This is a genomic window from Clostridium cavendishii DSM 21758, assembly GCF_900141845.1.
In the GTDB taxonomy this organism is placed as follows: domain Bacteria; phylum Bacillota; class Clostridia; order Clostridiales; family Clostridiaceae; genus Clostridium_AG; species Clostridium_AG cavendishii.
In genome coordinates this window covers 40,875-57,225 of the sequence record NZ_FQZB01000010.1, presented here as the reverse complement: position 1 = coordinate 57,225, position 16,351 = coordinate 40,875, and the positions used below count along the sequence as shown (strand labels likewise).

Below are 16,351 nucleotides of genomic sequence, written 5' to 3'. Positions count from 1 at the left end.
TAAATTGACGTTATAAATTTAAAAAAGTTGTGTTATAATTTAATGGTAAAATATTGGGGATGAGGGGAGATATTTATGAACTTTCAATTTGAAACACAATTAAAAAAATTAAAACATGAGGTTTTAAAAAGTGTTGCTATACTTGCAAGAGAAGATAAGGTTACTTTAGATGAACTTGAGAAGATTCCTTATGAAATAATAAAAGGGGATAAGGCAGAATATAGATGTTGTGTCTATAAAGAAAGAGCTATAGTTATAGAAAGAGCAAAGCTTGCAGCAGGATTTTTGGCAGATGGTGATAACAAGGAAGTTAACCTTAAAGATATAAAGGATCATGAGCAAATAATATATGTTATAGATGCGGCTTGTGATAGATGTCCAATTAATAAATTCGTAGTAACAGAAGCCTGTAGGGGATGTTTAGCACATAGATGCAAGGAGGCGTGTCCTGCAAATGCTATTACTTACATAGGGGGAAGAGCTTATATAAATCAAGAACTTTGTAAAGAATGTGGTATGTGTAAAAAAGCATGTCCTTATGATGCTGTATCAGAAGTTATGAGACCTTGTAAGATATCTTGTCCTACTGGTGCTTTGGATGTCGATACAGATAGTAGAAAGGCAATGATAAAAGAAGAAGAGTGTGTTAATTGTGGTAGATGTATGTCGGCTTGCCCTTTTGGAGCTATATCAGACAGAAGCTTAATAGTTCCAGTAGCAGCCGCTTTAGAGAAAAAAGAAAATATATATGCAGTTGTAGCGCCAGCAATAGTAGGTCAATTTGGTAATAATGTTAGTTATGGACAAATAAAAGCAGCACTATTAAGTTTAGGTTTTAAAGATATGGTAGAAGCTGCTTGTGGTGCTGATGCTGTAACAGTTCATGAGAGTAAAGAATTTATAGAAAGAATAGAAAATGGCGAAAAGTATATGACAAATTCTTGTTGTCCAGGCTTTTTATCATATATAGAAAAGAAATATCCAAGTGAAATTAAAAATATATCAAATTCAGTGTCACCGATGATAGCTACAGCAAGGTATATAAAAGCTAAGCACAAAGATTCGAAGGTCGTATTTATAGGACCATGTACAGCCAAAAAATCGGAAGCTGTAAAAGAAGCAATTAAAGATGCAGTAGATTATGTAATAACTTTTGAGGAACTTTTAGCTTTATTAGATGCTTTTAATATAGAAACAGCAAATATAGAACCATGTGAAGTAAATGATGCTTCAATATTTGGAAGAGGCTTTGGTGCTCATGGTGGATTAACAGAAGCTATAAAGAATTATACAAGCTCAGAAAATATTAAATTAGAATTTAAGCCAGTAAAAGCTTCTGGGGTAGAAATCAAGAAATGTATGACTCTAGCAAAAGTGAAGAAACTACCAGGTAATTTTATAGAAGGTATGATGTGTGATGGTGGTTGTATAAATGGTGCAGGTACAGTAACATCGGCTATGAGAGCAAAGAATATATTTATTAAACAAAATTCAGAGGCTACTAAAAAGGCAGTAATAGAGAATGAAGCGCTTGAGGAGTTTGAAAAAATTAATCTTGATAGAAAGTAATTTTTAGAATCAATAGTTCCTTCTGTACACTTAAACAAATGGAATAAGTCACTTTCTATGAATACCATATGAAGTAATATGTGAAAGCTTTTTAGTTTTAACTAAAATTATATGAGTTATAATATGAATGGTAAAAAAAGTACTCGTTAATTAATGAGTACTTTTTTCTTTATGTAGATAATTTTAAGAACTATAGCTTCACATAATAAAGTGGAGATTATAATTAAACCATAGTTCATAAAAACATCTTCAGGTAGGGCTAGTATTATAGGGTCTGTTGAAGGATCAAATATCCAATAGTTATTTGAAAATAAAAGTCTATGAAAAGCATAAAAAAGTTCGGTGAAGTCAAAAAACGTAAAAGTGATTAAGGTTAAGGTAAAACAAAGAGTTATATAAAAGAAATAATTAAAACTTTTATAATTCTTAGTTATTAATTTTTTTCTAGATTTTAAGATAAAGAAAATTTTTATTACTAAAATCAAGATTAATAGGCTATATATAAATATAAAGATATTTTTTACATCACTAAAATGAATTTGCCCTCGTTTAGACATAGAAAAATAAGAAAATTTTAAATTATGTATAAAAGGAGATTGTAAATAATTTATTAAGGTTTTAAATTCTTGTTTAAGCTGTAAAGAAGATAAACCAGTAGCTGCTTCTAAATTATAATATCTTATAAAAAAACCATATATAGGTGTTAAGTTTAATACTGAAATGACAATAACCCCTAAGGAGAATAAGAATATTAATATTGAACTTACAAAAATTTTTAAGTTTTTCATTAATTAAAAAATCCTTTCTTGGCAAAAATATAAATATATCCTATATTATTATTGACCAAATTTCAAACTCTAATAATTAACAATTAGTAAAAAATAGTGAAAAAATTAAAAAAATAGAGTAAACTTAAGAGAGCGGATAATATTTTCATTCAATAGCAATTATTGGCCTAAAAAAAGAAAAATAAATTTGTTATTCTAGTTGAATTAAATCCATGTTTTGGCTATTATAATAATTGTATTAGCACTCTTTATTAATGAGTGCTAACAAAATGAAAATAATATATAAATATAGCTTTAATTTAAAGGAGGTTTTTACTTATGAATATTAAACCACTTGGAGACAGAGTAGTAATTAAAAGGTTAGAAGCAGAAGAAACCACTAAAAGTGGTATAGTGCTTACAGGTACAGCAAAGGAAAGACCACAAGAAGCAGAAGTAGTAGCAGTAGGACCTGGTGCTATAGTAGATGGCAAGAGGATAGAAATGGAAGTTAAAGTTAAAGATAAAGTTCTATTCTCAAAATATGCAGGAACAGAAGTTAAATTTGATGGTGTAGAATACGTAATTTTAAAGCAAGATGATATTTTAGCAATAGTAGAATAAGAGGGAGGTTTTAATTATGGCAAAAACAATTATGTTTGGAGAAGAAGCAAGAAGAGCAATGCAAGCAGGTGTTGATAAGCTTGCTGATACAGTAAAGGTTACTTTAGGACCTAAAGGAAGAAACGTAGTTTTAGATAAAAAGTTTGGATCACCACTTATAACAAATGATGGTGTATCTATAGCTAGAGAAATAGAACTTGAAGATGCCTATGAAAACATGGGAGCACAACTTGTAAAAGAAGTTGCAACTAAAACTAATGATGTAGCAGGAGATGGAACAACTACAGCTACACTTTTAGCTCAAGCTATAATAAGAGAAGGATTAAAAAATGTGACTGCTGGTGCTAACCCAATGTTAATTAGAACTGGTATAAATCAAGCAGTAGATAAAGCAGTAGAAGAAATAAAGAAAATATCAAAACCAGTAGCAGGTTCAGAAGATATAGCTAGAGTTGCTGCTATATCAGCTTCAGATGATACTATAGGTAAACTTATAGCAGACGCTATGAAGAAAGTTGGTAATGAAGGTGTTATAACTGTTGAAGAATCAAAATCCATGGGAACTGAACTTGATGTAGTTGAAGGTATGCAATTTGATAGAGGATATGTATCACCTTACATGGTTACAGATACAGAAAAAATGGAGGCAGTATTAGATAATCCATATATCTTAATAACAGATAAAAAGATATCAAATATCCAAGAAATACTTCCAATACTTGAGCAAATAGTTCAAGCAGGTAAAAAGTTGTTAATAATAGCTGAAGATGTAGAAGGCGAAGCTGTTGCAACTTTAGTTGTAAATAAATTAAGAGGAACATTTACTTGCGTAGCTGTAAAAGCACCAGGATTTGGAGATAGAAGAAAAGAAATGCTTCAAGATATAGCTATACTTACAGGTGGTACTGTAATATCAGAAGAGTTAGGAAGAGACTTAAAAGAAGCTACTATAGATATGTTAGGTCAAGCCGAAAGCATTAAAATAGGTAAAGAAAGTACTACTATAGTAAATGGTAAAGGAGACTCTAAAGCAATTCACGATAGAGTCCACCAAATAAGAACTCAATTAGAAGAAACTACATCAGAATTTGATAAAGAAAAGCTTCAAGAAAGATTAGCAAAACTTGCTGGTGGAGTTGCAGTTATAAAAGTAGGAGCAGCTACTGAAACAGAACTTAAAGAAAGAAAATTAAGAATAGAAGATGCTCTAGCAGCTACAAAGGCAGCAGTAGAAGAAGGTATAGTACCAGGTGGTGGAACTGCTTATGTTAGTGTTATAAATGAAGTAGCTAAATTAACTTCAGACGTAGCAGATACTCAAGTTGGTATAAATATAATAGTAAGATCGCTAGAAGAACCTATGAGACAAATAGCTTACAATGCTGGAGCAGAAGGTTCAGTTATAATAGAAAAAGTTAGAAATAGTGAAGCAGGTATGGGATATGATGCCCTTCATGGTCAATATGTAAATATGTTAAAGGTTGGTATAGTAGATCCAACTAAGGTTACTAGATCAGCACTTCAAAATGCAGCATCAGTAGCATCAACTTTCTTAACTACAGAAGCAGCAGTAGTTGATATTCCAGAAAAGAATCCTCCAATGCCAGGAGCTCCAGGTATGGGAATGGGAATGGATGGAATGTACTAAAATCAAAATTTAAATTTAATTAAATAAAAAATTTAACAAAAAAAGTAAGGCTATAGCCTTGCTTTTTTTTGTTTTAGAATACATAATATAATTGATAAGAATATGAAAAATTTTCATTAATTATAAGATAATTGTATGTAAAGGAAATTTTGCGAAAAATATTTGGCTATAGAATTAAAATTTAATCTTATTTTAATTTTTTAATGTTGAAATCAAGAGATTACTTTAAATATGTAATAATGAAAATTTAAAGACATATATTAAATGTGGAGGAAGGACAATGATAGATATTTTTATATTTATAATTGGAGTAGTAATAGGAAGTTTTTTAAATGTATGTATTTATAGAATACCAAATGAAGAATCTATAGTATCTCCACCATCACATTGTGGTAGTTGTAATCATAAATTAGCAGCTAAAGACTTAGTACCTATATTTAGTTATTTGTTTTTAAAAGGGAGATGTAGATATTGTAAAGAGAAAGTTTCTATAAGATATCTATTAGTAGAATTATTTACAGGTATTGTATTCTTAGCTATTTATGAAAAATATGGACTTGCACTAATAACAGTAAAATATATATTAGCCGCTTCTATAATGATAGTAATATCATTAATAGATTTTGATACTACAGATGTATATCAAGAAGTAACTCATTTTGGTATAGGGGTAGCTGTTATCTTCGATGCTATTGAAATATTTAAATATAATGGAGATTTTAAAAACTATTTAATAGCAGTACTTATTGCAGGAATTACTTTTGGAATAATAGTTTATTTAATATGTGGAATGGGTGCTGGAGATTTGGATATTGCATTAATAGGTAGTTTATTTCTAGGATGGAAGTTAACAATATTTATGATATTAACCTCGTTTATTTTGGGTGGCATTATTGGAGTAATTTTAGTACTGTTAAAAATAAAATCAAAAAAAGATTATATACCTTTTGGACCTTATATAGGAATGGGATTTTTACTAGCTATTTTTATAGGGTCAACAATAATAGAAAAGTATTATTCATTTCTTTTATGATAAATATGGTAAATAAATGTCGATAAGTGAAAAAAAATAAAATAATGAATTTATTGTAAATAAGGTATTTGATTGATATACTTTAAGTATAGAAAGGTATAACTTGGTATTACTAGATTATGAGTAAGGAGCAATGTGACTTATGAGTATTAGAAAAAAGCGTTTAGGTGATTTACTAGTAGAAGAAAAGAAAATAAACTTGCCTCAACTTCAAAAAGCTCTTAAAAGACAAAGAGTAGAAGGGAAAAAATTAGGTGAGATTTTAGTTGAAGAGGGTCTTGTAACCCATGAAGATATTATAAATGTTTTAGAAAAGCAGTTAGGTATAGAACGTGTTCAATTAGATATGATAGTTGTGGACAAAAGGGCTGTAAGACTTATTCCTCAAGCCATGTGTAAGAAACATGATTTATTTCCTTATGAAATAGAAGAAAATATTATAAAAATAGCTGTAGCTGATCCCTTAAATATTTTTGCTATAGATGATGTGGGAATTTCAACTGGACTTCAGGTAAAGGCTTATATAGCTACTAAGGAAGAGATAACACAAGCTACTGAGAGGTATTATTCTGGTGAAAATGTAATAAATGCAGCTGAAGAATTGTCTAAGGAAAAAATGCATACTGCTAAAGAAGAGGAAGAAGAAGAAGAAATAGATGACATTAAGAATGCACCAGCAGTAAAGATGGTTGAGTACTTGTTTAAAAATGCAATTGAACAAGGTGCTTCAGATATACATATAGAGCCTTACGAGAATTATATCAGAATAAGATATAGAGTAGATGGACAACTTCAAACTGTATCAACTTTAAATCGTGATGCTCTAGGTGCTTTAGTTACAAGAATTAAGATATTAGCTAATCTTAATATAGCAGAAAAAAGGATACCACAGGATGGTAGAGTAATGACTAACATAGGAGATAAAGCTGTAGACATGAGAGTTTCCATCCTTCCACTTATAACTGGTGAGAAGGTGGTAATCAGAGTTCTAGACAAGGACAACTATAAGGTAGATAAAAAGGATTTAGGATTTACGGAAGAAGAGCTACAAAAAATAGATAATATTATAAAAAGTCCATATGGAATAATACTTGTTACAGGACCTACAGGAAGTGGTAAATCTACTACACTTTATACTATATTAAGTGAATTAAACAAAGAAGACAAGAATATAATTACAGTAGAAGACCCAGTAGAGTATTCTTTAGAAGGAATAAATCAAGTAACAGTAAACAACAAAGCAGGGCTTACCTTTGCATCAGGGTTAAGATCAATACTTAGACAAGACCCTGATATAGTAATGATAGGTGAAATAAGAGACAATGAAACTGCTCAAATAGCAGTAAGAGCATCTATCACAGGTCACTTAGTGTTAAGTACACTTCATACAAATGATGCTCCAGCATCTATGGTAAGACTTGTGGATATGGGGATAGAAGCATATTTAGTATCTACAGCTGTTTCAGGCATTGTAGCACAAAGACTTGTAAGAAAAATTTGCCCTAACTGCAAAGTGGCTCATGAAGCAACTGCTTATGAAAAAAGGGTTATGGGAGTAGCCGAGGACAAGCCTCTTACAGTTTATAAAGGTGAAGGGTGCGTATATTGCAATAAAAGTGGCTATAAAGGTAGACGTGGTGTATATGAAATAATGGAAGTAGATAGAGAGTTAAGAGAACTTATTTTACACACTCAAAACTCTGATAAGATTAAGGACTTAGCGGTGAAGAAAGGCATGAAAACATTGTCAATGAGATGTAGGGAGCTTGTATTAGAAGGTATAACTACAGTTGAGGAAATGATTAATATTACATTCCTTGGAGAATAAAAATGAGAAGAGGGAAGTAGATGGGAAAGTTTAAATTTAAAGCTATGAGTAAGGCTGGTGAACGTTCAGAAGGTGTCTATGAAGCAACTTCAAAAGATGAAGTTTTAGCTATGATAACCTCTAATGATTGCTATCCTTTATTAGTAGAAGAGTTAAACGAGGGGACAAAAATTGAATTTGGTAAAAATTCAAGGATAAAAACTAAGGACTTATCAATTTTTTGCCGACAATTTTCAACTATGATAGAGGCTGGTGTATCTATAAGTTATGCAGTTAATATACTAGCAACTCAATTACCTAATAAAAGACTTAGGGACATATTAAGTAAGATTGATGAATCTATAAAAAAGGGAGAAAGTTTATCTTCGTCTATGAAAGAACATCAAAATGTCTTTCCTCCACTTTTAATAAGTATGATAGAGGTTGGAGAAGTCAGTGGTACATTAGATACAATTCTTAAAAGAATGGCTGTTTATTATGAAAATGAAAATAAGTTAAATGGTAAGGTTAGAAATGCTATGATATATCCTGCAATATTAGCGATTTTGACAATCGGAGTTGTTATATTAATACTTACTATTTTAATGCCTATGTTTGTTAGTATGTTTACCGAATCAGGGGTGCCACTTCCATGGACTACAAGATTTACATTAGCTTTAAGTTATGGAATAAGAGATTATTGGTTTATAATTTTTCCAGTGATAATAGCTATTGTTGTAAGTATTAGGTATTATTGTACAAAAAATGAAGACGGGATAATGAAATATAGTAGTTTTAAGTTAAAATATTCAATATTTAAAAGAATAAATCAACAATTAGTAGTTTCTAAATTTACAAGAAGTCTTGCAACTGTTCTATCAGCTGGTGTTAGTTTAATGCAATCCTTAGATGTAGTAGCTGGAGTTGTAAACAATAAATTAGCTGAAGCAGAAATAAGGAAAATAAAAGAGAGGATACTTAAGGGTGAAGGATTATCTGAGCCTATAAAGGAAGCTGGAGTTTTTCCTCCTATGTTAGGCTCAATGGTAAAAATAGGTGAGGAATCAGGTGCTTTAGATGATATATTGGCAAAGACAGCAGACTTTTATGATGACGAATTAGACAGAGCAGTTCAGGCTTTTACAGCAATGCTGGAACCTATAATGATAATTATAATGGGGGTTGTAATAGGTTTTGTAATAATATCTATGATGACACCGATGTTTACTATGTTCCAAACAATTAAATAAGATTTATAAGGCTAAGCCTTTTAAATACAAAAAATATTAAAATATAGGGGGTCTTTTATAATGATTAAAAGAACAAAAAATAACAAAAAGAAGGGTTTTACCCTAATCGAACTTATCATAGTATTAGCAGTACTTGTTATAATTGCAGCAATTGCTATACCGAACTTTGTAAATGTAAGAAAGAATTCGGAAACTAAAGCTGATAATGCGAGTATTGAGCAAGTTAAGAGAATTATATTAACAGAAATATCTGATAGAGAAATAACTGGTTCAGGAAAAATTGATTATGTTCCAAGTTCTAAAACATTAACACCAGCAGCTAATGGTGTTACAATTAGTAATCCTCAAACAGTTAAAGATGCACTAAATCAAGTTAAAGAACCAGCAGATAAGACTAAGACAACATTTGAAATAGATGTACAGTCAAATGATGTTAGTGTTAAATTAAAACCATGATATAACTATATTTAAATAAAATAAGTGTAAGGTTCTAAGAACTTTACACTTATTTTTAGAAAAGCCATTTTATTTGAAAGGGTGATATTTTTGGAAGAGAAGGTTGAAAAAAAGGGTCTGACCTTTAAAGAAGCTGTTACTGAAGAGAAAAAAATAAAAAAAGCTTCTAAACCTAAAAGGTCTGTACAAAAATCTATTAAGTTAGTTTCTATAGACATAGGAAGTAAATTTACTAAGATAGTTGTAGGTGAGAAAAGAAAAGATATTCTTTATATAAATAAGGTTATGAGAATTAAAACGGCTGAAAACTCTTTAACAGATGGTACTTTAGTTAATGGGGTCCTTTTAGGTAAAAACATAAGAGCTGTTTTAAATAATCAAGGTATTAAGGTAAAGGATGTAGCTTTTACTAATAATTCTACATCTATAATAAATAGAGAAGTTACAGTGCCTAAGGTTTATGGTGATGAGTTAGATACTTTAGTTAGGTATGAGATTCAACAGTTTTTGCCTATAAACCTTAACGATTATATACTTCAGTATTCAGAAATAGAAGAGGTTCAAGAGACAGAGGCAGTAAGGAATAGGTTAATTGTAGTTGCTTATCCTAAGAGAATAGCTAGATCTTATTTCGATATGGCAGCTAATATTGGATTAAAACCAAATGCTTTGGATTTACACAATAACTCAATAAAAAAGTTATATGATAATTGTAATGCAGTAAATGGAAGTTTAAAAAGTGTACAAGGTACCACATTGTTTATAGATATGGGAGCTGAAAGCTTTGATGTATCTATAATGCTTAATGGAAAGCTTGAGTTTATGAGAATAATGAAAACAGGCGGGAATATAATAGATAATAAAATAGCCGATAAGTTTGAAATAAATTTAGAAGAAGCTGAAAATAAGAAAAAAAGTGAAGTAGATTTAGGAAGTTTTGATTTAAATAATGAGCTTAATGAAGTAGTAAAAGAAACAGTAAATGAATGGATAGAAGAATTAAGAAGGATAATACAATTTTATGCCAATAAAAACATAGGAAATAAGGTTAGTAAGGTTTATCTTTACGGAGGTACCTCTAATTTAAATGGGTTAGAACAATACATGGAAAAGAAATTAGGTATAGCAGTATCTAAAATATCATCCATTGACAATATAGATATAGATAAAAAGATAAAAGTAGATAATATAGAAGATTATTTAAATGCCTTTGGGGCATTAATAAGGCTTTAAGGTGGTGAAGTTTGTATGACGGATTTTAACTTTTTTGAACCCTATTTAGCCACCAATAAACCTAACAGTAGTGTTAAATGGGTTGCAATAGCAGGAGGAACTATGACAGCTTTATTCATAGTATCAACCTTAGCTGTAAATAGTTATCAAATAATGAAGTTTAATAATGATATAAAAGATACAGAAGCAAAGATAGCAGATTCTGCTTTTCAAATGAAGCTTAAAAAAAGTGAAGATTTATTAAAGAAAAAAGGAATTTTAAATAAATATGATCAAGCTTTAACCTCTATAAATTACAAGGTGAAAAATAGAGCTATAGTGACACCTAACTTTATGGTTAATATTAATGGAGCTATACCAGAAGGTGTATTCTTTGATTCAATAAGTGTGGAAGGTTCTGAACTTTCGATAACAGCAAGGAGCAAAACAAGAAAGGCTATAGGAGAGTTTCAACATAACTTAAAAGGTGTAAGCTTTATAACTAATGCTTTTGTAGATGGTATAGCTTCAGATTTGGCAGGTTCGGCTACAGAAGAATTCTCTTTTACAGTGAAATGTGATTTAAAGGAGGATTTCAGTGATGAAAGTAAATAATAGGGAAAAGGTATTATTAATAGTTTTGTCAGTAATAGTTATTTGTTTCCTTTATTATAAATTTGTTTTTATGAAGCAAAGGGTAAAAGTAAATGATTTACTGTCACAAAAAATAGCTTTAGAAGATGATTATAAACACCTTAAAGAAAAAGTAGAATCACTTTCTAAATATGAAACAGATGTAAAAATTGCAAATGCAAAGATTATGGATAAATCATTAAAATTTTATCCAGTAGTAATGCAAGAAAAATTAATATTAGAGATAGATAAGCTTTTAAAAGATTCTAATGTAAAAGGTAATCTAAGTTTTTCAGAAGCCACAGTTAATGATGTAGAGGATAGAGCTAAAGGTGATGGTAAAAATAAGAGTAACAACTCAAACACACAAAAACAAGGTGAGGATCTAGGTAAATTAGCTAATGCATATAAAAATAAAGCTGATGAAAATAAGAAACCTAAAAATGATGACAAAAATGCAAAGCCAGTTTCTGTGGAACAGATGAAAACCACTTTGTCCTTTAAAGGAACTTATGAAAATGTAGCAAAGTTTTTAGAATTAGTAAATAATTATGAAAAAATAATAGCTTTATCTAGTCTTTCAGTAGCTAATTCTGGACCAAGTCAAGTTTCGGGAACTATAACTTTAGAATACTATGCTATACCTAAGCTATCTGATGAAGAAGCTGAATATATGAAGTGGACAGAAACAGGAAACTATGGGAAAGCCAATCCTTTTGCGGGAAGTGGAAAGGCGCCTAAAACCGTAGAAGATGCAACAAAAGCTCAAAATGATTTTGTTATGTCTTTAAGAAATGTTAATTCAGATATACCTGCATTTATGATGGGTAAGGCTAATGATGCTAATAGAACAAGTTATATTTATAATGATACAAACAAAGCACAAAACATAGAAATAACAGTAACTAAGAAGAATGATAAATATTATTATAAGTATAAAAATGAAAAATCAACTTATCCTACAAATTATAAGGAGCTTGGAACAGAGTTTACGCCAGTAGGTGATAGGGTAGTGCTAAAAGTTATATCTACTGAAAGAATGGATGTAAATGATTCAGTTTCAGCTGTAATTTCTGTAGTGAATGAAACAGATAAGAGCTTTGAAGTCGTCATAGAAAATGACGATAGAAAGTTACCAAGAGTAAAAGTAGAAGGAAAAAAGGGTGCAGTAACCTATACTAATAATTAGAGGGGGCTGTATTATGAAAAAAAAGAAAAAAGGTCTTACTCTTTTAGAGGTGGTAATAAGTCTTGCTATATTTGCTATTTTACTTATACCATTAGCAAATCTAATTTTAACTTCAGTAAAGATAAATAGGGCAGCAGAAGAAAAACAACAGGCAAAAATAGCAGCTCAAAAATCAATGGAAGCTTTAAAACAAGTTAAAGATTTAAGGTTAGCACCATTACCTTTAACTTTAGCAGATGGAGAAAAACTAACTTCTACACCAAATGCAGGAGAATATGACTTTAAAGCTACCTATGGAGAATATAAGGTAGATGGAATTATAAAAAAAAGTAAAGATATAAATGTAGATAATGGAAATCAAGAAAAATTTGATATTTTAAATAATAAGGTTAAGAATATAATAGCTATTACAGAAAGTGATGCTTATTATAAATTTGGATTTGAGTATCAAGTTAAGAGTTTAAGTTCAAATGATATAAACTATTTTAAAGGACTTACAAAAATTAATTTTCCTACTCCAAATGAATTAAAAATAGATATCAACGAATCAGATGTTGTATATATAAATAATGATAGTACCATTATGAATTTGGATACTCCTTTAATAATTTATTTGGTTGAAAAAAGAAATAGTTCTAATAAATTAAAAATAGAATTTACTAATAAAGGTTCTAAAAATGAGGTATATATTCTTAGAGAAAATAATATAACATATGATGAATTTAAATCTTCTATTGAAGAAAATGTAAAGCCACCAGCAACTACTGGAGAGATTAGAGTTTCCCCTTTAGATGTTTATAAAAATATACCTATTGTTAATAAACTTCAAAATAATGCGGTATATTCAGCAGAATTCAGTATATCTAAAAAAGGAAAAAACATTGAAACTATTAGAAATGATTTTAATGATTTTTAAGGAGGTGTGTATATGAAGAAAACTAAAAAAGGTATGTCAATACTTGTTGTAGTTGGATTTTTAGCTGTCCTTGCGATTCTTGGTGTGTCTATACTAGCTGTAGTCGGAGCTGATTATAAAATGAGGATGGATGAAAATAGAAGAATAGAAAACCTCTATGCAGCAGACTCAGGCTTAGAAATAGCGCGTGGAATTTTAGTAAAACAATTTAGTGAAGCCACTAAAGCAGGCAATGCAAGTATTACAGATAAGAGCAAAGCAAATGATGAGTTTAAGTTAGCTTTTAAATCTTACTTAAAAGACAATCTTACTAATAGTTTACAACATTCAGATTCTAACCCAAATCCTGAATATGATATTTTGAAAGAAAAAAGAAGTTATATAAAGAATTTAAGTATAGAACCAACTATAGCTCAAACAGTTACTGAAAATGGAATTAAAGTTTTGGATATAACTAAAGGTGAATTTGATTTAAAGTTAACTTCAAGTTTTACAGATAAAACTAATAAAGAAAGAATAGTATCAGTAACTTATGGTATAAAAGTACCTGATTATTCAACTATTAGTTCTTCAGGACTTCCTTATCCTCATAAATCCCTTTATACAAATGTATTTTCAAGTGATGGAGATATTCTTATTGATGGTAAAGGTGCTGGCTCAGTATTTGTAATAGGAAATATGTGGGCTAAGGGTAATAAGGCCAGTGATTCAGATATAAGAAGTGATATAAATAATAAATATCAAGGTGGTATAACTATTAAATCAGCTCCTGATGCTAATATAGATTTTTCAGGAAAATTAAGAACTGCTAGTACTTTAACAATTGAAGATGCAAATGTCACTGTAAGAGAGTCATCAAAAGTTGGAGGAATAAGCGGATTAACAGTACAAGGGCTGTATGCTGAAAATTTAGTTGTAAAAAGAACTAATGAAAATTCAAGTGGTGTGGTAGGATTAACAACGTTACATGATCAGGCTAATAGTATAACAGAACCTAATAAAGTTAATTCATCGGCATATGTATATAATGATTTATTTTTAAAAGGTGAAAGAGTTCAAGCTACTTTTAATGATTCTTATTATGGATTAAATAATATGTCAAAGGCTAGACCAACTCAAACTTATAGGCAATCAAGTTCTATAATTTTTGATTCAAAAGTATATGGTGATAATGGAACAAAAGTAACTTTTAATCCTAAAAAAGAGTATAGTAACAATAATTCTAAATATAAAAATGATATATTGTTAGCTGGTGTTGGATATTTAAAGACAGATATAGATAAACCTTATAAAACGGCTGAAAGTGTAGGCTTTAAAGGAAATTATGAGACGTACACTAAACCAGTTGAAAATGGTATATATGAGTATGTAAATCCTGTACAAGTTATAACTGAAAAAATAGAAAAAGATAGCAAAGGAAAAGATGTAAAGAAAAAGCTACAAGGTGAAGATACCACAAATGATTTAGCTAAATTTTTTAAGGAAAACTATAATAAGGAAACATATAAAAATTTCTCAAAAGGAATACAATTCAATACAATACAAAAAAGTGAAGACTTTGTTAAGAGTACTTCTGCATTTAACTTAAATAATACAGGTGCAATCATATATGGTGATGAAGCTACCTATAAGGCTCCTGAGCCTATTATTGATACAAAGCTAGATGATCTTCAAAAAAAGTTTGCATTAGAGGTTTTCGGTATGGAAGATTCTTCTGGAGCAAAGAAGCCATCCACTACTAATGACTTTTTTAATGCTAGAGTTTATAGATCAGTAGAAAGTCAATTAGATTGGGATAAAATTGATGGCTTTATAAAGGATGGATTTAATAGTGCTGATATCTTGGAAGGTTTTTATGATTACAATAATAAATATAGGGTTAGTTACTTTAAAAATGAAAATATACTTTTAGTATTGAACAATAATAAAAATGAAATAAATCTTGATGGATATAGATTATCCTTTAAAGATAATATTACAAATAAAGAAATAAATAATATAAATGATATTAATGCTAAGTATAAGCTTGGAAATAAAACTAATCTATTTATAATAACAAAGGGAAAGGTTAATATAAACAGCGTTCCTTCCGGAGATTTTAATCCGTTGATTATGGCTGTAGGAGATATTAATCTTATAAATGGAAGTAATTTAACAAATAAAAATTTATGTAATTATAATGATGCATATAATGATTTTATAGAAAGAAACTTTCAGTTGAATCCTATAAGCGGCATATTTACTACTAAGGATAGCTATGAAGTAAGTGAGTATATAGATTATAATACTTTTATAACGAAGCAAAGATGGCATATTGAAAAGTAGGTGATTTTTAGTGAAAAAAAAGGGTTTTACATTATTGGAGCTTATAATAGCATTGGGGCTTACTGGAATAATAATTGCTGTTGTATTTGCTTTTGTTGCATCAAATCAAAGACAAGTTAAAAAAATAGAGAAAAGATCAGAAGTGCAATTTCAAACTCAAGAGGTTAGTTCTAAAATTTCAAATCTTTTAATGCAATCAGTCAGAGTTAAGGATATAAGTTTTGATCCTACTTCTAATAAGTTTATGAATTTAGAATTGTTATTTGATAATACAGATAAAGAAAATCCTATATATAAAACAATAGAATTAAATGGCAAAGAATTAAAAATTGGAAATGTTAAATGTAGTGATTCAATAAATGATATAGTATTTTATTGTAAAGATGCAAGTGGTAATTATGTAAATATAACTTCAAGCAATAAGAGTTCTATTGAATTAGATAAGATTGAATCTTTAAAGTTTGTAGTAAATTTTGAGTATAAAGAAGAAAAAGGTTCAATTAATAGTGAATTAAATATTAAGAATCATAAAAGTGTTTATGAAGAATTACTTGATCAAGTTCAACTGTTTAATGTAACTATAAGGAAATTTGATTTGAAAAATTCTGAATTTATAAATCTTAATAATGATGAATTCACTATAAAAAACAAAAAGAATAATAATACTATAAGAGTTTATACCTTTGATAATAATGGAAAGAAAACCTTAAAGGTAACCTCAAAAGTGGCTAGTAATGGTTCCGAAACAACTGTTGTTATAGCTTCTAATTTAAAGGATTTTAACAATACTGCGCCACCAGGTAATCTTGCAAATATAAAGAGCTTTAGAATTAAATTTACTATTAACAATGAGAATAAGCAATATGAAGTTGAAAGTGATAGTTTTAATTTAGGAAGTTAGACCTTCTAAGTAAACAGAAAG

Annotated in this window: 14 protein-coding genes; 13 read left to right on the top strand and 1 reads right to left on the bottom strand. The window is 29.3% G+C overall.

All coding sequences use genetic code 11. The features are described from left to right. Window positions 1-75: 75 nt before the first annotated feature. Window positions 76-1,569 (top strand): 4Fe-4S dicluster domain-containing protein, encoded by a 1,494-nt coding sequence (locus BUB01_RS11805; protein ID WP_072987744.1) that lies wholly within the window; start codon window positions 76-78, stop codon window positions 1,567-1,569. A 146-nt stretch (window positions 1,570-1,715) separates the two neighbouring features. On the opposite strand, the gene BUB01_RS11800 is transcribed toward BUB01_RS11805, so the two are convergent. Beyond that, entirely contained in the window at window positions 1,716-2,357 is a 642-nt protein-coding gene (locus BUB01_RS11800) for a TIGR01906 family membrane protein (RefSeq protein ID WP_072987741.1), read from the bottom strand. A gap of 318 nt (window positions 2,358-2,675) precedes the next feature. On the opposite strand from BUB01_RS11800, the gene groES reads away from it, so the two are divergent. The 12 genes from groES (at window position 2,676) to BUB01_RS11740 (ending at window position 16,330) form a co-directional block, all read left to right on the top strand. Continuing rightward, window positions 2,676-2,960 carry a co-chaperone GroES gene (gene groES, locus BUB01_RS11795; RefSeq protein WP_072987738.1) on the top strand — a complete coding sequence of 95 codons (285 nt, stop codon included), beginning with the start codon at window positions 2,676-2,678 and terminating at the stop codon, window positions 2,958-2,960. 16 nt (window positions 2,961-2,976) lie between these two features. Next, the gene (gene groL / locus BUB01_RS11790; RefSeq protein WP_072987735.1) at window positions 2,977-4,608 is read left to right on the top strand and encodes a chaperonin GroEL; all 1,632 of its coding nucleotides are present in this window, start codon (window positions 2,977-2,979) and stop codon (window positions 4,606-4,608) included. 280 nt (window positions 4,609-4,888) lie between these two features. Further along, window positions 4,889-5,641, top strand: a complete 753-nt coding sequence (locus BUB01_RS11785; protein ID WP_072987732.1) for a prepilin peptidase — start codon at window positions 4,889-4,891, stop codon at window positions 5,639-5,641. 142 nt (window positions 5,642-5,783) lie between these two features. After that, window positions 5,784-7,469, top strand: a complete 1,686-nt coding sequence (locus BUB01_RS11780) for a GspE/PulE family protein (protein ID WP_072987729.1) — start codon at window positions 5,784-5,786, stop codon at window positions 7,467-7,469. Between the two features lie 20 nt (window positions 7,470-7,489). Next, complete coding sequence (locus BUB01_RS11775) at window positions 7,490-8,698, top strand: type II secretion system F family protein (protein WP_072987726.1); 1,209 nt, start codon at window positions 7,490-7,492, stop codon at window positions 8,696-8,698. 60 nt (window positions 8,699-8,758) lie between these two features. Beyond that, window positions 8,759-9,154 (top strand): type II secretion system protein, encoded by a 396-nt coding sequence (locus BUB01_RS11770; RefSeq protein ID WP_072987723.1) that lies wholly within the window; start codon window positions 8,759-8,761, stop codon window positions 9,152-9,154. Between the two features lie 90 nt (window positions 9,155-9,244). After that, the gene (gene pilM / locus BUB01_RS11765) at window positions 9,245-10,387 is read left to right on the top strand and encodes a type IV pilus assembly protein PilM (protein WP_072987720.1); all 1,143 of its coding nucleotides are present in this window, start codon (window positions 9,245-9,247) and stop codon (window positions 10,385-10,387) included. 15 nt (window positions 10,388-10,402) lie between these two features. Then, window positions 10,403-10,981 carry a PilN domain-containing protein gene (locus BUB01_RS11760; RefSeq protein WP_072987717.1) on the top strand — a complete coding sequence of 193 codons (579 nt, stop codon included), beginning with the start codon at window positions 10,403-10,405 and terminating at the stop codon, window positions 10,979-10,981. Beyond that, entirely contained in the window at window positions 10,968-12,188 is a 1,221-nt protein-coding gene (locus BUB01_RS11755; RefSeq protein ID WP_072987714.1) for a hypothetical protein, read from the top strand. The genes BUB01_RS11760 and BUB01_RS11755 overlap by 14 nt, the downstream gene beginning before the upstream one ends. A 13-nt stretch (window positions 12,189-12,201) precedes the next feature. Continuing rightward, window positions 12,202-13,104 (top strand): type IV pilus modification PilV family protein, encoded by a 903-nt coding sequence (locus tag BUB01_RS11750; RefSeq protein WP_072987711.1) that lies wholly within the window; start codon window positions 12,202-12,204, stop codon window positions 13,102-13,104. A gap of 12 nt (window positions 13,105-13,116) precedes the next feature. Continuing rightward, window positions 13,117-15,429: a pilus assembly PilX N-terminal domain-containing protein gene (locus BUB01_RS11745; protein ID WP_072987708.1), complete on the top strand. Its 2,313-nt coding sequence runs from the start codon at window positions 13,117-13,119 to the stop codon at window positions 15,427-15,429. A 10-nt stretch (window positions 15,430-15,439) separates the two neighbouring features. After that, window positions 15,440-16,330, top strand: coding sequence for a PilW family protein (locus tag BUB01_RS11740; protein WP_072987705.1), 891 nt, complete (start codon window positions 15,440-15,442; stop codon window positions 16,328-16,330). Window positions 16,331-16,351 lie beyond the last annotated feature (21 nt).